Annotated in this window: 23 protein-coding genes and 3 pseudogenes; 15 read left to right on the top strand and 11 right to left on the bottom strand. The window is 33.6% G+C overall.

Annotated elements, in window-relative coordinates:
- The first annotated feature begins 114 nt into the window (after nt 1-114).
- Entirely contained in the window at nt 115-1,383 is a 1,269-nt protein-coding gene (locus RUH74_RS16785) for a sensor histidine kinase (protein ID WP_313802033.1), read from the top strand.
- Nucleotides 1,384-1,387: 4 nt separating this feature from the next.
- Entirely contained in the window at nt 1,388-2,323 is a 936-nt protein-coding gene (locus tag RUH74_RS16780; RefSeq protein WP_313802031.1) for a response regulator, read from the top strand.
- 598 nt (nt 2,324-2,921) lie between these two features.
- Here RUH74_RS16780 and RUH74_RS16775 read toward each other — a convergent pair.
- From RUH74_RS16775 to RUH74_RS16765, 3 genes are all read right to left on the bottom strand, one after another.
- A complete protein-coding gene (locus tag RUH74_RS16775; protein ID WP_313802029.1) occupies nt 2,922-3,524 on the bottom strand; it encodes a methyltransferase domain-containing protein in 603 nt (200 codons plus the stop codon).
- A 389-nt stretch (nt 3,525-3,913) separates the two neighbouring features.
- A complete protein-coding gene (locus RUH74_RS16770; protein ID WP_313802027.1) occupies nt 3,914-4,495 on the bottom strand; it encodes a hypothetical protein in 582 nt (193 codons plus the stop codon).
- 18 nt (nt 4,496-4,513) lie between these two features.
- The gene (locus RUH74_RS16765) at nt 4,514-5,137 is read right to left on the bottom strand and encodes a TetR/AcrR family transcriptional regulator (protein WP_313802025.1); all 624 of its coding nucleotides are present in this window, start codon (nt 5,135-5,137) and stop codon (nt 4,514-4,516) included.
- 369 nt (nt 5,138-5,506) lie between these two features.
- On the opposite strand from RUH74_RS16765, the gene RUH74_RS16760 reads away from it, so the two are divergent.
- Nucleotides 5,507-6,100, top strand: coding sequence for a serine hydrolase domain-containing protein (locus RUH74_RS16760; protein ID WP_313802098.1), 594 nt, complete (start codon nt 5,507-5,509; stop codon nt 6,098-6,100).
- A 24-nt stretch (nt 6,101-6,124) separates the two neighbouring features.
- Nucleotides 6,125-6,256: a hypothetical protein gene (locus RUH74_RS16755; RefSeq protein ID WP_313802023.1), complete on the top strand. Its 132-nt coding sequence runs from the start codon at nt 6,125-6,127 to the stop codon at nt 6,254-6,256.
- Nucleotides 6,257-6,833: 577 nt separating this feature from the next.
- On the opposite strand, the gene RUH74_RS24190 is transcribed toward RUH74_RS16755, so the two are convergent.
- Both RUH74_RS24190 and RUH74_RS24185 read right to left on the bottom strand, forming a co-directional pair.
- Nucleotides 6,834-7,274: a DNA cytosine methyltransferase gene (locus tag RUH74_RS24190; protein ID WP_396230080.1), complete on the bottom strand. Its 441-nt coding sequence runs from the start codon at nt 7,272-7,274 to the stop codon at nt 6,834-6,836.
- Between the two features lie 97 nt (nt 7,275-7,371).
- A pseudogene (locus RUH74_RS24185) lies at nt 7,372-7,644 on the bottom strand (DNA cytosine methyltransferase); the annotation flags it as partial.
- Nucleotides 7,645-7,814: 170 nt separating this feature from the next.
- Here RUH74_RS24185 and RUH74_RS16750 point away from each other — a divergent pair.
- The 3 genes and pseudogenes from RUH74_RS16750 to RUH74_RS16740 all read left to right on the top strand — a co-directional run.
- A pseudogene (locus RUH74_RS16750) lies at nt 7,815-8,099 on the top strand (recombinase family protein); the annotation flags it as partial.
- An 80-nt stretch (nt 8,100-8,179) separates the two neighbouring features.
- Nucleotides 8,180-8,713, top strand: coding sequence for a sigma-70 family RNA polymerase sigma factor (locus tag RUH74_RS16745; protein ID WP_313802021.1), 534 nt, complete (start codon nt 8,180-8,182; stop codon nt 8,711-8,713).
- Entirely contained in the window at nt 8,706-9,734 is a 1,029-nt protein-coding gene (locus tag RUH74_RS16740) for a DUF4179 domain-containing protein (RefSeq protein WP_313802019.1), read from the top strand. Before RUH74_RS16745 ends, RUH74_RS16740 begins: the two co-directional genes overlap by 8 nt.
- A 400-nt stretch (nt 9,735-10,134) precedes the next feature.
- On the opposite strand, the gene RUH74_RS16735 is transcribed toward RUH74_RS16740, so the two are convergent.
- Both RUH74_RS16735 and RUH74_RS16730 read right to left on the bottom strand, forming a co-directional pair.
- Nucleotides 10,135-11,193 carry a hypothetical protein gene (locus RUH74_RS16735; RefSeq protein ID WP_313802017.1) on the bottom strand — a complete coding sequence of 353 codons (1,059 nt, stop codon included), beginning with the start codon at nt 11,191-11,193 and terminating at the stop codon, nt 10,135-10,137.
- Nucleotides 11,177-11,716 carry a sigma-70 family RNA polymerase sigma factor gene (locus RUH74_RS16730; protein ID WP_313802015.1) on the bottom strand — a complete coding sequence of 180 codons (540 nt, stop codon included), beginning with the start codon at nt 11,714-11,716 and terminating at the stop codon, nt 11,177-11,179. The genes RUH74_RS16735 and RUH74_RS16730 overlap by 17 nt, the downstream gene beginning before the upstream one ends.
- Before the next feature lie 565 nt (nt 11,717-12,281).
- Here RUH74_RS16730 and RUH74_RS16725 point away from each other — a divergent pair.
- On the top strand, nt 12,282-12,425 hold the full coding sequence (locus tag RUH74_RS16725; RefSeq protein WP_313802104.1) for a hypothetical protein: 144 nt from the start codon (nt 12,282-12,284) through the stop codon (nt 12,423-12,425).
- A 240-nt stretch (nt 12,426-12,665) separates the two neighbouring features.
- Nucleotides 12,666-14,021 carry a WD40/YVTN/BNR-like repeat-containing protein gene (locus RUH74_RS16720; protein ID WP_313802013.1) on the top strand — a complete coding sequence of 452 codons (1,356 nt, stop codon included), beginning with the start codon at nt 12,666-12,668 and terminating at the stop codon, nt 14,019-14,021.
- 569 nt (nt 14,022-14,590) lie between these two features.
- Here RUH74_RS16720 and RUH74_RS16715 read toward each other — a convergent pair.
- A complete protein-coding gene (locus RUH74_RS16715; RefSeq protein WP_313802011.1) occupies nt 14,591-15,460 on the bottom strand; it encodes a LysR family transcriptional regulator in 870 nt (289 codons plus the stop codon).
- A gap of 91 nt (nt 15,461-15,551) precedes the next feature.
- Here RUH74_RS16715 and RUH74_RS16710 point away from each other — a divergent pair, with 91 nt between their 5' ends.
- Both RUH74_RS16710 and RUH74_RS16705 read left to right on the top strand, forming a co-directional pair.
- On the top strand, nt 15,552-16,739 hold the full coding sequence (locus tag RUH74_RS16710; protein ID WP_313802009.1) for an MFS transporter: 1,188 nt from the start codon (nt 15,552-15,554) through the stop codon (nt 16,737-16,739).
- A gap of 155 nt (nt 16,740-16,894) precedes the next feature.
- A complete protein-coding gene (locus RUH74_RS16705; protein ID WP_313802007.1) occupies nt 16,895-17,737 on the top strand; it encodes a metallophosphoesterase family protein in 843 nt (280 codons plus the stop codon).
- 446 nt (nt 17,738-18,183) lie between these two features.
- Here the strand turns inward: RUH74_RS16705 and RUH74_RS16700 are convergent, their stop codons facing one another.
- Together RUH74_RS16700 and RUH74_RS16695 are read right to left on the bottom strand one after the other, a co-directional pair.
- A complete protein-coding gene (locus tag RUH74_RS16700; protein ID WP_313802005.1) occupies nt 18,184-18,456 on the bottom strand; it encodes a hypothetical protein in 273 nt (90 codons plus the stop codon).
- 793 nt (nt 18,457-19,249) lie between these two features.
- The gene (locus RUH74_RS16695) at nt 19,250-19,534 is read right to left on the bottom strand and encodes a hypothetical protein (RefSeq protein ID WP_313802003.1); all 285 of its coding nucleotides are present in this window, start codon (nt 19,532-19,534) and stop codon (nt 19,250-19,252) included.
- Nucleotides 19,535-19,732: 198 nt separating this feature from the next.
- Between RUH74_RS16695 and RUH74_RS16690 the strand changes: the two genes are divergently transcribed.
- The 4 genes and pseudogenes from RUH74_RS16690 (at nt 19,733) to RUH74_RS16675 (ending at nt 22,474) form a co-directional block, all read left to right on the top strand.
- Nucleotides 19,733-20,176: a MarR family winged helix-turn-helix transcriptional regulator gene (locus RUH74_RS16690; protein WP_313802001.1), complete on the top strand. Its 444-nt coding sequence runs from the start codon at nt 19,733-19,735 to the stop codon at nt 20,174-20,176.
- 52 nt (nt 20,177-20,228) lie between these two features.
- On the top strand, nt 20,229-21,173 hold the full coding sequence (locus RUH74_RS16685; protein ID WP_313801999.1) for a ring-cleaving dioxygenase: 945 nt from the start codon (nt 20,229-20,231) through the stop codon (nt 21,171-21,173).
- A 3-nt stretch (nt 21,174-21,176) separates the two neighbouring features.
- Nucleotides 21,177-21,314, top strand: a complete 138-nt coding sequence (locus RUH74_RS16680) for a hypothetical protein (RefSeq protein WP_313802102.1) — start codon at nt 21,177-21,179, stop codon at nt 21,312-21,314.
- A 281-nt stretch (nt 21,315-21,595) separates the two neighbouring features.
- Nucleotides 21,596-22,474: pseudogene (locus RUH74_RS16675) on the top strand (putative RNA methyltransferase).
- A gap of 182 nt (nt 22,475-22,656) precedes the next feature.
- Here the strand turns inward: RUH74_RS16675 and RUH74_RS16670 are convergent.
- On the bottom strand, nt 22,657-23,391 hold the full coding sequence (locus tag RUH74_RS16670; RefSeq protein WP_313802096.1) for an ABC transporter permease: 735 nt from the start codon (nt 23,389-23,391) through the stop codon (nt 22,657-22,659).
- Between the last annotated feature and the right edge of the window lie 56 nt (nt 23,392-23,447).

Here is a 23,447-nt window from a genome sequence, read left to right as displayed (position 1 = left end):
TAAAAAATGTTCTTCTATACAAAAATTTGTCATATTTACATCCGGTAAAAAAAAATCAATCCATTACAATAAGGGTGACTACAACACTATTTTTCCTAGAAGGAAGAAAATAAGATGAAGGACAAACTACTTACTTATTTATTGCTGATATTTGCTGTGTCATTAGGTGGAGAGTTGAAGTTTTACCCAGTTGAAGCTGATATCCGAGTTAGTCTTGGAACACCAATGTTTTTCTTTTTTCTATTGATATGTAAAAAAATCAATCCGATTAGCGCTGGTTTATCAGTCGGGATTTCAGTGGTTTTCTTTCGTATGCTGCTGTTAACACTTCATGGAACAGGAGATATATGGGGGGAATCGTTCACTCACATTTTTCCAGTGTTTTTTTACTATGTAGGGTACGGGTTGTTTTTTCAACTGTTCGGTTTAAGAAAATATTACACTCAACCGCTTCTTATAGGTTTATTTGGAATCGTAAATGAAATTATCGCAAGTATTATTGAAATATCCTTCAGAGTGATCTTTTCAAATGCGCCATTTACTTTGTCAACCTTTGCTACGATCAGTCTGATTGCGTTTATTCGCAGCTTTTTTGTTTTAGGTTTTATTAATCTTTTTATCTTACGGGAAGCGAAGATAGCAGAAGGAATACAAAGAAAACGGAACGAAGAGATGCTGCTGCTAGTCTCGAATCTTTTCGTTGAAATGGTGCAAGTAAAGAAATCGATGAAAAATGCAGAGAATATTACACAATCCTGCTATTTTCTATATCGGGGACTAAAAAAAGGAGGCTGCCAATCGCATGCGAAAACGGCATTGAAGATTGCGGGTGAGGTTCATGAAATCAAGAAAGATCATCAAAGGATTTATGCTGGCTTATCTAAACTTAAAGTAAAAGAAAATTTGACTGATTTAATGAGATTAGAAGAAATTATCGAGGTAGTTGTTGAGTGTAATAAAAAGTATGCTCAAAAGCTTGGAAAAACGATTGAGATTTTAGTAGATATTCAAGGAGGACACGGTCAATATCACACCTTTATGGTGCTCTCTGTTATTAACAATCTCGTAACTAATTCTGTTGAAGCTATTAAAGATACAGGATCCATCTTCATTTTGATAGAGAGGGTACATGACAATATCAAAATTCAAGTCAGTGACAACGGTCCCGGTATACCGCTGAAATGCAGGAATTTAATTTTTCAGCCAGGATATACAACAAAATATGATTCTAGCGGAAAATCATCCAATGGAATTGGGCTGTCTCATGTTAAGGAAGTTATCGAGAATCTAGGTGGAGAGATACGATTAAGTACAGATAAATTACTGAGTAATACAACTTTCATTATTCAACTGCCAATAAGGAATATTAATCAGAGCGGGTGACAAAATGAAATTTTTTATTGCAGACGACTCATATTCTATTCGTGCCATGCTATCTGAGATTATTGAAGAAGAAGATTTGGGGACTGTCAAAGGTGAAGCAGAAGATGGAATTGAGATAAGCAGTGAACTTCTTTCTGTCAAAGAAATTGATATTTTGCTAATCGATTTATTAATGCCTGAGCGAGACGGCATCGAAACGATTCGTGAACTTGGTCCTCTATTTAAAGGGAAAACGATCATGATTTCTCAAGTAGATGCGAAAGAAATGGTTGCAGAAGCATATTCACTTGGAATTGAATATTACATAACAAAGCCAATTAATAAATATGAAGTGGTTACTGTGATTAAAAAAGTCACGGAACATTATTTAAGGGAGAAATCGATTATTAATATCCAAGATTCACTAAAATCATTGGCAGGGTTTCAAACAGAGGGCATGGTCCACAAAGAACAGGAGGATCCAGCTATGCTGGTTGTTTCTTCTGGAAAATCGATATTATTGGATTTAGGAATCGTTGGGGATTGCGGATATCGGGATTTGTTAGCCATTATTAAGTATTTGTATTCATTAGAAAAACATAATGATGGTACTCCATTTCCACCATTAAAAACATTGTTTGAAAAGGTTGCAGAAAATCTTTTGGAGAAAGAAAATGATGTAAGTTCTCTAAAGCGGGAAATGAAGGCCTGTGAGCAACGGGTCAGGAGAATTATTCACCGTGCCTTAGAGCATGTCGCTGCATTAGGATTGACTGATTACACAAACCCTAAATTTGAATTATATGCCTCAACATTCTTTGATTATTCCGTTATACGGATGAAGATGCTTGAGATTGAAGGTAAGTCTAGCGGTAACATGATGCCTCTAAGAGTTAACATCAAAAAATTTATTGAAGTATTATATATGGAAGCAATAAAATTATCTGATGGAAAAAATTAATACAAATGCGAAAGGGATTTGTTTCAAATAGTTCTTGAAACGAATCCCTTTTCTTACCTGGTTGAAAGCCTTCTTCCTATCTTAATAATATTACCTTTGTCAAATGCCTGATAATCACCCAACATAAAAATTAACGTTGAAGCTTCTATCACTTGTTGTTGATTAAAAGCTATAGGCAGTAATAAATTTCTTAAGTCTGGATCATCAATAATTAAGTATCGAGTAGCTTGAATATTATTCCCATTAGGTGACTTACTTGCACTAACTGATCTAGGAAGATCCTTTGTACCAGTATGAAACACAATGTGTGAATGGGGTAATAAGTATGCAATGATAAAAGGTATAGATAAAGATCAACAAATTTGTTGTGATCATAATAAAACCTAAATTTCACCTAATGGTTCTACTTATAATTTCAAAGACAATTATTAAAAATAACTTATTCAGCAGGTAAACAAATCGAAACTATATGAAGTTACTAAAAATGCCAAACCCATATAGATTAATGGTTTGGCATTTGTTCGTTTTTTATTGTTTATGAATGGTTCTATACATTGTTGATATGATAATAAACCGAGTCTATTATTAATTGCTCTATTTATATCTTTCTTGCAACAATTTTATTTACTGCATGACAGTGCCTAATATTATTATCGTGTTCATCTTCGAACTGATAAGAACGGTGCATTTCTATTGACCAATCAAAATATAGCTTTTTTAATTCACCCTCATGAAATATACCTTTAACATAAGGCTTTAAATCTTCTGGTATTTCGACCTCATCCGTAAAAACTGTAACGATATTGTATCCACCTTTTTGAGTTCCTGTTTTCATACGATGAATAATATTTGCCCAATTATTCCTTTCGATAAAATGAAACAATCCATGTGAGATAATTAAATCATATGTACAGTTAAATTCGTAGTTTGTTGCATCTCCTATAAATCCTTTTAAATTCGTTAAATTAAGTTTTTCTTTAATACGGTTAATTTTATCTATCCCTGCTTTTGAAATATCTATGGCATCCACGATGTGTCCCAGTCTTGCCAAATAGATTGCATGCCTACCATCCCCGCAACCTAGGTCAAGTATTTTTGAATTTTTGTTTAAATGTTTGCTTACATTTATAACTTCTTCGCTTGGCTTTCCAAATGTCTCAACTTCATCATCCAAATACGCCCTTTCCCAAAATGGTTCCATTTTTTTCTCCCCTAATTACTTTTTTAAACATAAGTGTATCATTCCTTGTTAAACTAAATTGCCCCTATTTTTGCATCCCCCTACTTGCTCCTTGATCTAATGAAAATCCCTTATCTAGTTCCCTTTGGACCCGATCTTGGACGTAGTTATACCGTAATCCATGAAAAGTCAGCTCGTTCGTGGTAATTTTCCCCTCTTTTTCCCGAGTTCGAAGCTGTACCCCCTCCTTCGTTTCAATCTTTTCACGATGGCGATGGAGAATTTTTCAACCCGATTTACTTAATGCTGAGGAAGGGGATTTTTCACTCTAAAAAGCATTCTTTTACTGAAAATAAGTAAGGTGAACAGTGTAAAACTCCAAAAAAGTAAGGATTTTTCATAATTTATATTTATTTACTAATCGTTTTGTCCCGTTCACCTAATTTCTTATAACCCCAATAGATTAATACCACACAAATAAGTAGCCCTATTATGGCAGGAATTATAATAGAATTACCAGATTCACCCGCAGACAGAATGCTCCACATTATTTTTCCAATCGCTATCATAATAAGAACAGATAAGCCAATCCATAAACTTTTCCTCCAAAATCCCATACCTAATAAGAACAGGGATATTGGGACTAAAAGAGTCATCATAATCTTTGCAACGTTCCAGTCACCAGTTAAATAATCAATCTCGTATGCCAAAAATTGTTCGACTTGCTTGTTCACCGATTGAGGTTCAGGAAACCAGAACATACTAGTGAATATACAGAAAATAGTAATCGAGATTCCAGCCCAACTTTTCTTAAAAGCAAAAAAGCAAAAAGGTATTAGAAAAAGTGGTCTAATATACCAGCTTAATTGATTTTGGTGCCGAGTAAACGACCAATCAAGAAAATCCCTGCTTGTAATTGCAGCTATAAAAAATAGCATAGTTAGAATAGCAAATATAACGGCCACCTTTTTATCATACTTCTTTAAAGACATATTCTATTCAACCTTTCTCTATTTATTAGACTGAAGTCCATTATTTAAAAGAAAGAGCATTTTATCCAAATAAATTAATAAATCATTGTTCTCAATTGTTAGATTCTTATGTTCAATAAAATACTCCACAAAAGAAGAGTTGATTGTATTAATAAAATAAATTAGCATTTCCGTGTCAATATCCTTTGAAATTTCCCCGCGACTTTTTCGATTTTCTATAAGATTTTTAAAAAATTCATGACCTAACTTTTGACTGTCTCCAAGAATATTCCTTTTCAACTCGAGATCCTTGATATTGAGAAATTCTGTTGCAATTGAGGCTAGCTTAGGTTCATCCTTATAAAAATTGACTCCACTTACGAATAGCTCCTTCATTATGTCTAAGAATTTCATCTTATCAAAATTACTATTTTCAAAATAAGAATGCTTTTTACTACCAACGATATTGATGATAATAAATGTATAAAGATCTTGCTTATCCTCAAAGTACTGATAAAAACTCCCTCGAGGAATTCTAGCTTTATTAATCATCTTAGCTATACTCATTTTTTCATATCCGTTTTCAAAAAACTCATCCACTGCGGCATCTATAATTAGTTTTTTTTTATCTTCAGATAAATTAAAGAAGGTTTGTGTTGGCATCCTGATCATCCCTCCAAGTAAATGACAGTAGTGTCATATGACACTACTGTCATGATAATTCTTTTTCTATTTTTTGTAAATGCTATTAACTATAAAATTTTTCGACAAAAACTTCAGCTTATTCTTAGTTAAGCATCGAAATCATTTTTAACGAAACTACCTATGGAAACCATTGGGATAAGATCTTGCGGTTGGGAACATATTAATTTGCTAGGAGAATCCCATTTTAATTCCGAGACAATGGTCTCATTAGTTTCTTTAAGACCATTGTCTCGAAAATGTGCTTAGCGTTGTAAATCTGCATTTTTCATACATAGATAATCATTTTACTGCCACAAATTATGATCCCATTATTATTAGCAGTAAAATATTCCATTCAAAACTCCTTATTGTAAAGTTCCTATTGCAGTAAAATGCGAGCCAGAGAGTGAATTCCACTATTCAGATGCAGGTTTCTGCGTTATTCAACAACTAATTGAAGATGTAACGAAAAACCCATTTTATCAAGTGGTAAATGAGTTCATATTTAAGCCATTAGAGATGGAAAAAAATGAATTCTCTTGTGGTCATAACAAAAATGGTGAATTAGTGGATGGAAAATATCCTTTATATCCTTATCCAGCTGCTTCTGGACTATGGACAACTTCATTAGATTTGGCTTCATTCGTTCTTGAGTTAATGAATGCTCTTAAAGGAGAAAGTAAAACCGGTATTTCAGAAAGTTTAGCAAAAGAAATGATAACTTCTCAAAGAGGAAAAAGTTGGACGGGACTAGGTGTATTTCTTGAAGGCTCTGATAAAGAATTAGAAATTTCATCTAAGGATTGGGGAGTAGGATTCCAATGTATGATGTTTGCATTTCCACAATTAGAAAAAGGTGCCGTTATCATGACGAATGCAGAATTAGGCGTTCATCAATTAAAGGGGATTATAGGAGAGATATATAAATCCCTTATTTCTTAAAAAGTGTTACGAGGGAGGATAAAGATGCAACAAACATTAGCAAATCCAACTCATATATCTGAAGTTGTATCTTTCTTAAAGGCTGTTTTCGTAAAGTTTGTGGTTTCTAAATATGAAATATTTAACAATACATTATTTGACTTTTCGACTTTTTAGTGTAAAATTACACTGAAAGATAGATTTTTAAAATAAACAAAGGACTAGTCCATTTACATAATAATTTAGAAAGTAATAGTTTTAATGTTTTTAATTTCAATTGACTGTGAAAAATTTTACTGAAAGGATTGATGTCTATGAAGAATTTGTTTTCTGTAATTTTTCCAAGTATAGTAATTTTTATATTTATATGGATAGATTCAATGTTTCCTGAAAGTAAATATATTTTATTAGGAATATATGTATTCTTTCCGTTAATGTTTATCATTCAAGGATATATTTGTTCAAAATTAAAAGGAAATTTGATACTTGGATTTTTGTTCTCATCTTTTGCGATTATTATACCAATTTCAATTTGGTATAATATGGGTAGTTTGATTACTCCAGTCATAATATATATTTTATTAGGAACATTATCGTTCTTTTTATTCAACAGGAATAAAAAAGCAAACTAAATTTTTACATTTAAATTTCAAATCTAAATTTTAAAAGTCGTCCATTGACGGCTTTTCAACAATTTATGCGAAAACAGCCTAAATTAAATTTTATTATCATTTTATAGTAACGAGAGCCTAAACTAACTCAAATTTATCTGAATGCATCCTAATGTTATATCGCATGAAACCGCATTACAAACTTGCTGTTGCATTGAGGATAAACTTCCTTTGAATATAAAATCATCCTTCTGGCCAAACAATCTAGCGCATTCTCGCACGGATAATATTCTATTTTCGGCTGGATGTGTAAGATTGCTTTTACGCGGATTCGCTATCGTTATTGATGGTTGGTCCCATGCTAAACGCCTGTAAACAGAGCTATGAGTCTTACCAGTGATTTTAAATTCATCAGGAAAATCAAGCCAATTTCCACCTTCCGGAACTGTTTGCATACGTTCTATAGTTGATAGTTTTGGCTTTGTAAAATCCATTTGATTAGGAACATCTTCATGAAGCCCTTCTAATGCTTTTCTAACTGTTACATAATGATCAGGAGTATGAGTAGGTTTAGGTAAATCTATTTTTCCGATTTTAAACCTATAATAAAAGCTCGTTTTTGTTCCTGGGCTTCTCCAAAGTCTGTCGCAGTTAAAACTCCTGAAGTAATTTCAAAATCACTTAATTCATCGTAAATTTCTTGTTTGACCTTTCCATCTCCAGCCGAAAAAGTTTTGGAACATTTTCTAAGACAAAGACCTGACAATTAGAATTAGCTTTTATCGATTCAATAAATTCTTTCACCGTTAAATGAATAGGATTATTCAAGAAATTAGAATGTCTATTAGCAGAAGAAAATCCCTGGCAAGGTGATCCCCCGATCATGATTGGTGAACCAATCTGATTAAAACGCTCTTTATCAAACGTAGTTATATCTCCTTGTTCCACATGGTAGCCGTGGTTTGCTCGCTATATAGCAACTGCATCTTCGTCCAATTTCAAGAGCAAATGAAATGTCAAACCCTTCCTCGACAAAGCCCTTATCCATGATACCTGTCCCACTGAACAAACTAATTACCTGAAGGGGGACTTTTATGTTTTTTAATCCCTTTTCAATCGTTTGAAGAACACCAACCGGTAAATTCTTCTTAACGGTAATGGCTGCCTTTAGTGATCTAGATCGAGAAATGATTAAAGAGAAGCAACGTTCAGGAATTAAATTAGCCAAGCAAAAGGGGAAATATCGAGGAAGGGTTAAAAAATATACAGATAAGCATCAAGGTATGAATCATGCCATTGAATTACGTAAAACTACCGATAAAACAGTAAAGGAGATATGTGCACTTACAGAAATCAGTCAGGCGGCATTTTATCGTAGGCTAAAGGAAATGGAAAAAAATAATGTATAAAAAGTTTAATGCATTTAATTATTTTGCAACCGATCTACTTCCGTATTCGACTTTATTGTGTAACGGAGAGGAGAACCAAAATGGATCTAGTAAAATTAGTGAAAAAAGCAAAAAAAGGTGATGATGAAGCATTTGAAAACCTGATTGGTTCTGTTCGACAAAAGCTGTACCGAACAGCCTATGCATATGTTAGAAATGAACAAGATGCTCTTGATGTCTATCAGGAAACAATTTATACAGCCTATATTTCCATAAAGACATTAAAAAAGCCTGAAAGTTTTTCGAGTTGGATTACAAAAATTCTAGTATTTAAATCCATTGATTTTATTCGTAAAGAGTCCCACCATTTTACTACAGATAATGAGGAAATCTTTACAGAATTAATCGCTTCTGAAAATGTTGAATTTATAATGCATTCGATGGATTTATCAGAAGCATTTAAATTCTTAAATCCTACTGTTAAGACCATTATTTTGTTGAGATATTATCACGATTTACCCATTAGGGAAATTGCCACCATCATGAATTATCCGGAAGGAACCGTGAAATCCCACTTAAATAGAGCGAAAAAAGAGCTAAGGCCGATTTTAAAGGAGGGCTATCTATATGAATAAAGACAAATTCAATCGATCTATCGACAACATAAATGTACCTGTCGAAAAGCTAATGGTGAGGGAGAAGACGGCTATCTTTCAAGCTAAGAAAAAAAGAAAAGTAGGAAGAACTGCAAAACAGTCAATCATGGTTGCATGTGGGTTATGTATAACTTTGCTTGGTTCTGGATTTGTTTCAACAGGCATGGCAGAAGCCTTATCAAATATCCCCCTGATCGGTCCAATTTATAAGGATTTTAGAGACATTGCCTCAGATAAAATTGAACACGATCAACTTACGACAGTAATTGATAAACAGGATAGTAAAAACGGCTTAACAATGACTGTAAAAGAAGCAGCTTATGATGGCAGCCGGTTAATCGTAACAGTTGTTTACACAGGTCAAAAAGAACTTTCGATGAAAGAAGAAAAGGCCGGCTTTAGCTATATAACAATTAATGGACAACAAGAAGTTAAACCAGCGATTGGTTCAATAGGGCAAGATGACATAAACTCGAAAACAATAATTGAACATCATCAATTTACCTTTTCTAAGTATAATGAATATGGTGATAATATTGAGATTGAGGTTCATGGAGAAGATTTATTTGGCTATGAGGGCAAATTGAAGGTGGCTTTCCCGCTTGAAAAAATAAAAGGCGATGTGTTTGAGTTTTATCCAAAGTCTACAACTAAAACAATTGATGAATTATATACATTAACAGCCGATAAAGTAACATTTTCACCTCTATCAACAAGAATAGACCTAACGATTGATTACCCTACTGAAATGGATGAAAACGATAGTTGGCCATGGTTTGATTTCTCTGTAGTCGATGATAATGGTCATGTATATGATAAACTAAAACTACAAGCAGGCATGGGTGTTGGAAACTATGGTCATCAGATGGTACTGACTTTGCCTCCAATGAATACGATACCAAAATCATTTACACTCAAGCCAAGTCGAACAAATAGTGAAGGATTTAGTGAAGAAATAAAGGAGTTAGAATTAGTCGTACCTTTAAATAAAAGTAAATAATGACCTCGTTTGCTTCGTTTACTCATATCGCGGAAGTACCTTAAGCTAACGAACATGCGATAGTTGAATAACGAGTTTTATTAGAAGCCCTCATGAAAGCTGGATTCCATAGCCATTGGAATCCGGTTTTTTCACATTAAATTTCCTTAGCGTTGTAAATCCGCATTTATCTATATTTAGAACGTAAACCAAAAATAACTTCATGCTATACAAAAAAACACAACTCATATAACCCTCCGATCCTGACTTTTAAAAGTAAAGAAACAGATTTATTTCAGAAAGTGAAAAAATTCGTCCCGTAAATTCTGTACAGGACGAACCTTTATATTATTTTGAATCTCACTTTAGTTCGTGGAACATTTCTATCTGAAACAAGATTTTTCAGGGAGCGACACCAGAATTATTTTAAAATGATTTTTTCGTATTCACCCGACGGACTTTCCAAATTTTGTACTTCACCGCTTTTCTCTGGTGTATAGGAGAGCTTAAACTCAGGGATTAAATATTCAGCATTTTTCAAGTCATCGATAGTACCGGTTGAAAAGTCTGGATTAAAACTCAATATTGCATCAAACCTTTCGCTTGTTTCACTTGGTCTTTTGCTTGTTAAATTAAAAAGGTATGTCATCCCTTCCTGATCGATTAAGAGAATATCATACACTAAATTTGCGTTGAAAGCGTATGATTCAAATCGTGCTGTCACTGGGTTTATGATAAATTCTTCAAGGGTAATCTCAAAATCACCAATACTAAATGTTTGGTTTAACGCAACTTGATTTGTGTTCTGCGCAAGTAATGATTTAGATGCTGTAAATTCGTATACTGCATTCATCTTTTTTCTTAACTCTGTACCTTCTTTAAAATAAGATAGCTCAGTGAAGGCAAGTCTAATATTCAAATCTCCTTCAGGTATGGCATCTTCTAATCGTTCAGTCATAACCAGAGAGTAAACATTATTTACTTCATCAATTAAACCAAGTTGTCCTGAGCCACCGCCTGTGTATGTTTTTCCGTTAATTTTAAGTGGCTTTGAGTATAAACCGTTCACTTTAATATCATCGTGGGCATCAATTAACACATTGTACGTCACAAATTGGTCATCTATGACGATGTCAGTGAGCTTAAGATCCGCATTTTCAAACCTGATTACTTGATTTACTTCTGTCGCATATTCTGTTGCATTTGGAGAAATGATGTTGGATAAATTATAGCTGAAATCATCTAAAAATGTTGAAACACTTGCTTGAATATCATCATTCAGTGCAACAGATGTCATGAAAAATAAGATTGCCGCGGCTGTGACAAATAAAGATTTACGGGCTTTTTTCGGCTTTTTCTTTATCCTATTATTTGATTTAAACTGCTGAAAATAATCGTTCACTTCATCATTACTAAGTGCCTCGCCTTCATAATCTTCTTCAATATTAATACGGTTTAGGTGCTTATATATTTTGTTCATTTTTATACCTCCTTAATCTTTTCTTTGCTTTTGAAATTCGGTTATATACATTGTTTCTATTTGTCTGCATGATTTGAGCCGCCTCTTCGGCTGAATAGCCTTCCACATAAATAAGCGTCAGCAATTGCTGATCCTTTTCATTTAAGTTTTTAATCAAATCCGCCCACTCACTTTGCCATAATGTTTCATGCTTATCTTCATATACAACTTGATGCGCTTCATCAAATGTTGTGTTATCTCGTTCTTTTGCATGTTTGCGTAATAAATCAATGGCTTTAAAGCGAGTGACAGTTAACATCCAGTTTTTGAAAGAGGATTGTGCATGATCAAAGTCTTCAATATTATGCCAAACTGCTAACAAAGCATCATTCATGCACTCGTCAACATGACTATCTAAATCATATAAATGCCTACGTGCAACGCTTTTCATTAAGCCTCCATATGTTTGAAGCAAGAGCTTTATACCGGCTTCATCTTTTTTCTTGAGCAACTTTATCATCCGTTTATCATTAAGTTCCAACATATCCCCTCCTTTCCAATATATCCCCTCCTTTCTAGATGGGTTCACCTATATATTCGTAAAAAATGTCGGAAATCTATCATACTTAATGAATTATTTTTTCTCACAGCTGACTGTTAAGTAACTTTCTAAGTAAAGGATACACTTAGAGGCATTGAATAGGGAATTCGAAGCAAGTAACTGGGGATCAATCATTTCTACACATAAAAAAAGCACTCCCCAGACTAAACTAAAGTAGTGCTTGTAGATGCTGAAAGAACAGCAATATTCTCCATTTAGAAACTGCTAATAGATTGTCAAGAAAAACCTTTTAAATCGAAAATAACTGATTAATCCCTCTGCTCTTTCATGCGCCAAATTAAATGAACGTGCTTTACAATGCTTATCAATAAATTGTGCAATTTCCTCCACACCAGCTTTTAAGACAGACTTTACTAAATAATCTCTCTTTAAACATTTGTCTATCCAACTAGTTGGGACATGGTGATCCCGTATAACAAGCGAGGATATGAATAACAAGGTAGATAGAGGTTACCGGTCAATCCACTATACTAGGAGGAGATAATTTTTGAATCCAGTTGTTGGTCTGGATGTAGCTAAAGGTGAAAGTCAGATTCAAATGTTCTTGGATAAAAAAATGCCCTATAAAAACAGTGTGAAGGTTGAACATACTGTGGAAGGTATCACATTCCTGGGAGCTACTTCATGGTGAAGCCGTGATACTCTTTTGGGCTTTATGGACCTTCATGTATAACATGATAATCACGAATCATGCAAAAATCTAATAAAACAAAGTATACTCAATATAGATAAATAAGATGAAATAGGGGGGATCTACATATTTAGGGGAAATGTAAAAAAAGTACTTATTTCATTATTAACAAATCCAATCTTCATAATTGGATACTGGATTTTTGGACATGAGTTAGCTTCAATATGCAAGTATGGAAGAATGAATAATAATCTATATATTTTATTATTAAGCATAGTCTTATTATTATCGATCATTTTGTTTACTACAATTAAAATGATAAAAGAAAGTGAACATAAATTAAAAAGTTTAACTAATTTGAAGTCATGGAAATATATTTCGATTATCATCTTTGTTGCAATTACATTATTATATGGATTGAACATTTATAAAAGTGCAACAAATTACGGAGGTAAACTTGCATGGTATATAGAACGATTAAAAAATGAAAGGTCAGTTAAATTTGAACATAACAATATATATAAATATGGGGTAAAAGGTATTTTTGAAGATATAAATAAAGACCATACTTTGCCCCAAGAATTATATATGGTAAATGATTTTTCACTTAAATTTAATTCAGATGGAACAATTACATCATTTGATACATTTGTATATGGGAAAAATGAAGATGGAAAAGAAGAGAGTTACCTAATAACTTTTGATAAAAATAAATCAAAAAATATTACTTTAATATTAAATGGTTATGCTGGGCCCACTTATAATGTGGATATGTTGGTAGAGCCTTTAGTTAAAACAGTTAGTGCTATTCCGATTAAACAAGTAGTTAGTAAGTGGAACGAACATCAGTATGGGTTGGTTTATTATGGAAAAAGAAACTGGGGATATAATACAAATGGAATCATTAATATTGATAAGGAAGGAAAAGAGTATAGTCCGGAAGTTGCAACTTCAGAGATAATTGGATATACGGTATCAGTATTCATCCCTGGGAAGGAAAAAATGATTACTCCTGCTAGATATAACTTAATAGGAGATCCGAATTGGAGTAAGCCATCTACTACTCAAAATCATGCAAATTCTAATGAGAAGAAAAGTGAATTAAAGAATACTAAGGAACAATTTTATCTATCTAAAGAAGTCGGATTTAAACTAAATGTTACAGATAAAGCATTAGGAAGTACGTTTTACTCACTAAGCAAGACCATGGATGGGGAAAAAACATGGACTGTTATAAATAATGACCCATTTAGCGGGACAATCGGCAGTGCCTCAGGAATAGTTTTTTTGGATGACAAACTTGGATTTTTAGGAGCAGTCAATCCTTCAGGCAATGAAGGAGCATTATATCGTACGGACGATGGAGGTACTTCATTTAAGAAGGTAAATTTTACACCTCATAAAGTGAAATTAGATAATGGACAATCGATAAGCCCTTTTGATTCTCCAGGCATGCCTTATGAAGAAGATGGAGTGTTTAATCTGTTGATGGGACAGGGATCCGATGGAGACTATAATGGTAATAGTCGTGCACTTTATCAATCAAAAGATAAAGGTCAAACATGGGAATATATAAAAGAGGTTAAAAATAGTTAGCTTGACAAACATTTATATCTTTAAAATTTTAATAATGCTATGTTAATTTTCATAGTAAATGACTATATTAATCTAAAAATGTCAGTCTAAGATCTCTCAGAAATCTGAGAGGTCTTTTTAATTATTTTCCCTTTTACCTTCCGAATCGTAAAACAGGGCAAGCCGAATAAGCTTCCGGCCGGTAGGACACTCAAATCTTTCCCCGCAAGAAGCTAAGCTAGTCAATCGCCAAGGGAAAGTATAAGCAAACCAGGCTACTTCTTGCAAAGAAAGGGATAAGCCTGTGATTTGTTAAATGGAGTGGTTTCTTAACATCCTATGTTATCTCGTTTTTTAGTAGAAGGGAGTTCAGCTTTCAACAGCGCAATTTTTCGAACCTTTCTAAAAACCCGAAAACAAATGGTTAGGTTTTCCCGTTCATTCATTATATATTTATTTTTTGAAAAAAAGTACAAAGATAGAAATACCAAGTTACTATAACTGTGGTTTACTTGAAATTTCTATAAAGAGTTATTTTGCAAATATTTAATAGTTAATTTTTAACATGCTTCCTTTCCACCATTTTTATTTCAGTGAAAGACGTCTTTCGCAACATGAAGAAATTCCTTTACTGCTGGGGAGGCATTTGCAATAGAATGACAAGCAAGTGCAACTTCACGGCTATTTTTAATATTTAGTTTGCTAACCTTAATATTTTGTTGAGTCTTTAAAAATAGTTCTGGACCTATAGTAACGCCAAGTCCTTCCTGTACCATATTAGCGATGGTTGTACAGTCATGCACTTCAAAAAGAATGGATGGTTTCAATTGCGCTTCTTCAAATAATTCCTCGACATGTGATTGATACATCCCTGTTGGCATAATAAAAGATTCTTCCAGTAAGTCTTCCATATTCACTGTTTCTTTGTACAGAAATCTGTGTTCTGGATGAAAAGCTACCACCATGTTGTCTCTTATGAGAGGAACTAAATCAAAATCCGAATTTGATTTTCCTTTTACTACAAACCCAATGTCAATAATACCTGAACTCAACCATTCCGAAATCTCTTCATAAGTTCCCTCGAAAAACTTAAATTCGATCTTGGGATGTTTTTTCTGAAATTTTGCAAGCAATTTAGGCAATAAACAGGAAGATGCACTTGCAAAAGTACCGATACGAATAATCCCCGTTTCCAAATTGTTTGTTAACGCAATTTCCTGGTTAATGATTTCCACTCTTTTTAATATCTCTCGAAGATGCGGAAGGATTTTTTGCCCAATCTCTGTAAGTGTTATTCCTTTTTTACGATCACGAATTAATAAAGAGACACCCCATTCAGACTCTAAACTTGCAACTGCATGACTCACAGCCGATTGAGTCATATTTAATTTTTCTGCAGTTTCTGTAAAGCTTCCTAGCTCGACCACTTTTGCAATGACCTCGTATCGCACAATAGTCATGAGTGATTACTCATCTCCTATATTAAAAATATCAATTTTACTCATGTTAACATAAGACTTAAGATTAATACAACGTTTCAAGTATAAGGAGATGTACAAAATGAAAAAAAATATAAACCAGCTAATTATTATACTTTTAGCTTTAGGAGCTTTTGTAACAGGAACAGCAGAGTTTATTGTTTCTGGAATTTTAGAACTGATTTCTTTTGAATTAGATGTTTCAATTTCAATAGCTGGTCAGTTAATTACAATTTATTCTTTATCTTATGCCATTGGAGCATTGGTATTGGTCATGCTAACGTCTAAATTTGACCGTAAGAAAGTGCTTTTATATGCCATCACTATATTTATTCTAGGAAATCTAGTTGCATTTTTCAGCTACAATTTTGTCAATCTTATGATATCCAGAGTCATTATGGCGTTGAGTGGAGGGCTATATATTGTTGTTGCCACCAATTATGCCGCTCAAATTGCGGTTCCAGAAAAAAGAGGCAGCGCTATGGCAACAGTCATTACAGGTTTCACTGTTTCATTAGTACTTGGAGTGCCTATCGGAACATTTTTAGCTGGACATTTTGATTGGCACTATATTTTCTTAATCATTGCGCTTGGCACAGTTTTTTTATTAATAGGACTTTACAAATTATTACCAGATATAGAAGGAAACCAACTGCTGTCATTTAAACAACAGCTACAAATTATTAAAGATAAACGGATCTTTACTGGTTTAATGACAACGATCTTTTGGATTTTAGGATATACTATGGTGTTTGCCTACATTGCTCCATTATTAAGTCATACTGCTGGTTTTTCTATAGAAATAACAAGTGTAGCTTTATTTGTTTTAGGCACTTTTGCTTTTATTGGCTCACGCTTTGGAGGATATGCGGTAGACAGATGGGGACCTAATCGAACGATATCATTAAGTTTATGTTTTCATATCATTTCTTTATGTGTACTAGCATTAACACAGTACTCAACAGTTGGTGTATTTGTCACACTAGCTTTTTGGGGAGTATCAACTTGGACAACGACACCAGCAAAGCAGTTTTATCTGATAACACTAAAACCACAATCCTCTGAAACAGTACTCAGTTTTAATACCGCATTAATGAATGTGGGAATGATGCTAGGCTCTGCATTAGGAGGAATCATTATTCAATATACGAATATAGTAAATTTAAGCTGGATTGGTGGATTATTCGTTATACTCGCACTTATTTTTATCAGATATTCTTTCTACTTAAATAAAAATGTTATGAAGAACCACCAATTTTAATGAATAAAAAATCAAGACCCCGAAATAGCTGCTATCGGCACTAACGAAAGGGAGTTTAGTTGAACAAGTTCCACAAATCCCACAAAATGATAAAGTAGGAATATGATTTCTATTTTGATTGTACGGTCAATCTTATGGGGAGGAAAATGAAATACATGAAACATAAAATTGCTTTACTAGCAGATGTCCATGGAAATGCAAGTGCTTTAAAAGCAGTTGTCGAAGATTCTGTCAAAGAAAATGTCACTGACTATTGGTTTTTAGGAGATTTAATCATGCCCGGGCCCGGAGCAAATGATTTGTTTGAAATATTAGATAGTATTAAAGTTACTGCTTATGTTAAAGGAAACTGGGAAGACAGCTTCCTTGACGTACTCAATAAAAAGATTGATTTTGATAACGCTACTGATATCTATGTTTCTAGGTTAGTTCAGTACCAGTGTGAAAATTTGGATAAAAACCATATTAATCTTATTAAGAATTTACCATTACACCTAACAAAACAAGTTAATAATCTATCTATCAGTATTAGTCATAATCTACAAAATAAAAATTATGGGGGAGAGTTATGGCCTACTAATAATCAGAGAAATTTTGATCAGTTATTTGAGAATGATTACGATATTGCTATTTATGCTCATACCCATCACCAATTGTTACGTTATAGTAGCAATGATCAATTGATTATTAACCCAGGAACTATTGGACAGCCTTTTTACAGATGGGACAAGTTATGTTCTGACCTACGTGCTCAATATGCGATTCTTGAAATTGACGATACTGGAATTGCTGAGGTGAGATTTAAAAAAATTTCCTATGATGTAGAAAAGGAATTAAAAAACGCTAGCAGTAATAAACTTCCTTATATTAACTTATATCGAGAAATGCTCGAGACAGGAAAAACTCATACCCATGATATTGAATTATTACAAAAGCTCAATGATAGATTTAATTATAAAGATGAAATAAATAATTTTTTTGAAAAAAACTACTGGTAATTTAAAAGAATAAAATGAACCTTCTTCAACTTACGAGTGCGTTTAGTTTAACAAGACATGTACTTATGATCTTCCACAAAACCAGCTAATAGATTGTCAATAAAAATCTATTAGCTGGTTTAATTTAAGTGCATTTCTTCACAAATTTCCTTTAAAAGTTCATTTATTACAGGAATGTTGCCCCTTTAGAATAAAGCTCAATTAATAATAAGTTGAATATATTGATACTAAAAAATTTAAAACTCCTATATTTAAATAAAGCTTGATGAAAATACGAGAGTTTTAATTTTTTTGCTAATATTTTTATAAATAAGCTTAATTAAAAATCTTTAAGCAACCTATTAAATCAGTACTTCTATAAAAATTGAAACTAGATTCATCGTGACTTTTTTATAAACAATCTCATTTTTATTTTAAACCTACAGGAACTGACATGTGAATACCATCTATTCAAAATCTTCTTTAGAAATTGCGATTGAGGGGTAATGCCCAATTTGAGTTAAATCTACATCAAAAGGAACACTATAAACCATATAGAAATTTTCATCATTCTCTACAGAAGTTAGCTCCTCAATACGACTTCTAGCTTTGTTAGGATCTGTAGTTGCATAAACTACAGCGACAATGCCTGCTCCATCTTCCATCCATCCTTTTAAAATAAGTTTTAAAGGATGACTGTCTGTCAGAGCAGTTTCTATCATATTCATATATTCGGTCAATTCAATTCTTCTCCCTTTCTAAGTAAATTTCGAATGCTCCTTATTTCGTCGCATCTTTATTTTAAATTAACAATTGATCATTTAAAACAAAGATTACTAATTTTTAAAAGAGTTTGATTAAAAATCCTGTGTTGATATACAGGATTTTTCTTATTCCACAATCGGGCTATTTAATGGAATAAGACTTTAAACAAAACTGGTATTTATGTAAGATTGTGAAGGAACGCCTTTTTACATGTATTTGGCCAAATGAATGGTGTATTGTAAATATTACTTCTATTCAGAAAACGGCGTGTTATTATAACTGTAACTATTAATTGGAGGTGCTGTTTATCATGTCTGCAGCAATGTTTCAGATGGGGCATAACACATTAAAGGGGATTATCGCCTAACTAGCCCCCTAAACTGCGAATCCCCTTTAAGTTAGTGGGGCATTCAAATGAAAGAAACAAAAAACGTTTTTTTCTTTTTTTAATACACTTATTCCAGACAAAGGGATTTTACTGAAAAATTCACTCATAAATATAGTAATCGGGAACGTTAGTTGAATAAGCAACTTTTCTTCTTCAACTACCATGAAAATTAACTTCTGTAAGATCCGAAAAATGGCAATACTTAGATAGACGCAGCTCATTCGTATTTTTAAAAGGGGAGAGCGTCTGATTGTTGATGATAATAAGGAGAGTAATGGATTAGGAAGCCTCTGTTATTGTAACCGAATAACCTAAGTTTTCTAGTCTTCGAAACCGAATGGCATACAATAGATACCTATCTTTGTTTATCAAAGTAGTCTTCACCTATGTCTACATATATTTCTTTTCTGGTAAACAGGTACTATGCGATCCGTGATATCGCATGTGGAGCTGCCTCGTTGGGCAATCTCTTGATCTAACAGTTCCATTTGCTCAGTTAGGAAATCAATGTGGATTAATATTGTTTTGAGCACTAAGCGTTTATCTGGGTTAACGTAGCCCTGAAGTGCTAATTCAAGTTCCTCTTTTGTCTTTTTCATTGTTCGACGAGCGAAGTTTGCGAGCTTCTCAGGATCATCTTCGCCATCTGCAATTGCTCGAAGCATATCCCAAAGTGTTTATCCCCTTAATAATCAACTTGTCTACGCAAGGAATTCATCCAGGTGTACGTAACGCAAGATGGAGGGATGATGGTTTTGTTGAGGATAGAAAAACAATAAAGTGTTTCGAATTCGAGATATTTCTCTTGTGATTTTGTCAATTGAGTGGTAAAGTGATTATACTGAAAGGGAGTGATAAACAATATGCGAAAAAATACTCGCGGGTCTTTAATCTGGTTGAGGCTTACTCGATTCACACATCAAAGTAATTTACTATCAAATGACTTTTTAAAGCAATTTGATTTAACAACTGCACAATTTGATGTATTAATGCAAATTTCAACTTATGAACCATTAACACAAAGTGAGCTTGCTGAAAAAGTCACAGTGACACAAGGCGGTATTTCGCGTATGCTCGCTCGACTTGAAAAAGAAGGACTCATTGAACGCAAGCAAGAGTGGAAAACGAAAACGATCTTGTTAACGAATAAGGGACGCGAAAAATTAGACAACGCCTTTGAAGATCAGCTTGAATTTCAATCCTCATTCTTTGATGAGTGTTTATCAGAAAAGGAACAAAAAATGTTGTATTCGCTCATGTCACGTGTCCAAAAAAATAGTGTAGAAAAGAAATTGCCGAAAAGGTAATTTTTTTACCCTATCACTTGATTAATCAAATGATTAGCAGGAGGAAAAACTTATGAACACAATTCCAGGACATCATCATATTTCAATGATTACAAAAAATGCAAAACAAAATAACTACTTTTATCGCGATGTACTAGGATTACGGCGTGTGAAAGTAACGGTAAACCAAGATGATCCGTCGATGTATCACTTATTCTACGGAGATAAAACAGGAAGTGCCGGCACAGAACTATCATTCTTTGAGATGCCACTTGCTGGACGCACATACCGTGGCACAAATGCTATCACCCTAATTGGTTTGCTTGTACCAACAGAAGAGAGCTTAATCTATTGGAAAGGCCGTTTCGAGGAATACGGCGTACAACACAGTGACATCACAACGTATGCCAATAAACCAGCTCTTCACTTTGAAGATTCTGAAGGCCTTCGATTGGTGCTACTTGTGTCGGACGGTGAAAAAGCCCAGCATTGGGAGACGTGGCAAAAATCAAACGTACCAATAGAATATCAAATTCAGGGGATGGGCTCCGTGGAAATAACTGTTCGCCGACTGGATAAATTAGCTGATACACTTACTCAAGTTTTTGGCTATACAGAAGTATCACGTATGAAAAATGAAGCAATTTTCCAATCGATACAGGGCCAAGTATTAGGAGAAATCGTTGTGAAATCTTTAGATGGTCCTTCTGAAAAGCCAGGACGTGGCAGTATTCATCATTTAGCCATTCGTGTTAAAGATGAGGTTGAACTTGCTTACTGGGATAAACAAGTACGAGCACGTGGTTTTCATTCATCGGGCATTGTGGATCGATTCTACTTTAAGAGCCTATACTTCCGCGAATCAAACGGTATTCTATTTGAAATAGCTACAGACGGACCGGGTTTTACAATTGATGGGGATATTGAAACACTGGGAGAAAAATTAGATTTACCGCCTTTTTTAGAAGGTCGTCGTGCTGAAATTGAAGAAAAGTTACAACCAATTGAGGGGGATTAATTGTTGGAACAATATCGAATCAATCCATCAGAAGGCATGGAATTTGGACTGTACTCGTTGGGAGACCATATTCCCAACCCAATTACATTCGCCACAATCGATTTAATTTCAGACGGCTGTGCTGAAATTGTTGCATTGTAAACACATGGATATAACATCAGCTATTGTTAATTTAGAAAGCTAAATATAAATTTGCAACGAAAAGTTTAACATGGTAATGTAACTTATGGGTTAAGTTCCTGTAAACCTACCCAAAGGAGTTATGACCATGATTATTCAATTCATTCGTTATAGATAGTATCAGGTATAGACTATTTTCTGATCCGATTCATATTTTTATTAAAATATGAGGAGGGTTTATTTGTCTATGCCTTTTTCATTTATCTAAAAACGAATGAATGAGGTGAACTTCTTTGTTTAAAATGAATAAAAGAATGAAGAGTGCGGAGTATTTAAGTAATTTTGAATCCATTTTTAAGTGTCCTGTTTGTCATTCCTCAATGATGGTTTTTGAGTTTAAAAGTTTAATCTGCTCAAATAACCATACATTTGATTTGACCAAGTAAGGATATATAAACTTGACGACTCACCAGATAAAAACTAAGTACAGCAAGGATCTTTTCGAAGCACGAAGGAAACTGATTATAGAGGTTGGATTTTTTAAACCACTTAGCGAAGCAATTGCTGAAATTATAAATAAGTATATTATTAGAAAAGGAGCAATATCTTTAATTGATATGGGATGTGGAGAGGGTTCGCACATCTCCTCTATTTGCGATATTGTTAGTTCAAAATATAATAAAACAATTACAGGAGTAGGAATCGATCTTTCTAAAGAAGGCATATTGGTAGCTGCGAAGAACTACACCAATAAAATTTGGGCTGTTGCTGACCTTGCCAATACACCATTTAAGGATAAGCAATTTGATGTTATACTGAACTGCTTGTCGCCTTCAAACAATGCAGAATTTAACAGACTGATTAAAGCTGATGGACTACTAGTGAAAGTAGTTCCCCAAAGTGGCTATTTAAAAGAATTAAGAGAAGTTATATTTGATGAATCTGATAAACAATCTTATTCTAATGTGACTACTGTTGAACGATTTAATGCGAATTTCCAATTATTGGATCATTCAAGACTATGTTATACAGTGACACTTAATAATCCATCCATTCAAACCCTGGTTCAAATGACTCCTTTATCATGGGCGGCAACGGAGAGTCAAGCTAAATTACTCTTAGAAGCAAATTCAGCTCAAATAACCGTCGATTTGGAAATATTAGTTGGTAAGAAATATTAATTTTAAGAAGATGTAATAACGAATGAAAAAATCCGATTTTCTTTGTCTCAAGAAAATCGTTTTTTTTCATTCACTTATCTAATGATCATTGAACTTTATTATGATTTGTAAGTTTGAATAGAAGTGCTTTAACCCCTAATTTGGCTGCTGACTTGCTAAGAGGCTCTTCCAAGTCTCGACATCTATCCTCTCATTATCTTTTTAAAGCCCATAATGGCTATAAAGAAAATCAAAATGGTATAACCAATGACCCAAAGTAAAGGTACAATCATATTTCCATACTCACCAGCTAGCACTGCTCTTGTAGCATCAACCGCATGTGAAAAGGGGAGAAGATAAGCGATTGTTTTAAATGTGTCCCCGATCATATCCAATTCAAACCATGTACCACTTAAAAAAGCGGAAAAGTTTACGAATAGTGCGGAAACCCCACTGACTTGTTTATCTGTTAAGTATGTTCCTAGTAAAATGCCAAATCCAATATAAAGAAACGCAATTAGGAGGAGTACGAAAATGGAAACAAATAGGTTTATACTAATGGATAAACCGAAAATAAAGGCAGTTATATAACATATGAATGTTTGTAGAATCGCAACGAATAGTAGAGGAAGTGTGTACCCGACAATATAATCCTTTGCTGTCATTGGTGAGGCAAAAATGCGCATTAAAAATGAACTGCTCTTGTCTTTCCCGATAAGTACTCCAGAAAATAACGTGATGAATGAAAAACTAAAAACGACTACACCAGGTACTAAGTTCTCAATCCGAAATAAATCAGAGGGCATTTGGGGTATATTTTTTTGTAAAGTAAAAAATAGCCACATGATAATAATTGGCAAGCCTATCCCTAATAAAACGGTTAATGAATCACGTAAAATTTCTTTATAATTACGCTCTGTAAATGCAAGTATTTTCATTTTGAAAGCCGTAAATTTTAGCGAAAAATTCCAAATTTTCTCTAACTGTAAGGTTG

Origin of the sequence: Cytobacillus sp. (assembly GCF_032154635.1) — a bacterium.
GTDB lineage: Bacteria > Bacillota > Bacilli > Bacillales > Cytobacillaceae > Cytobacillus.
Note: the sequence above shows the minus strand (reverse complement) of the source record. Positions and strands in the feature narration are given on the sequence as shown.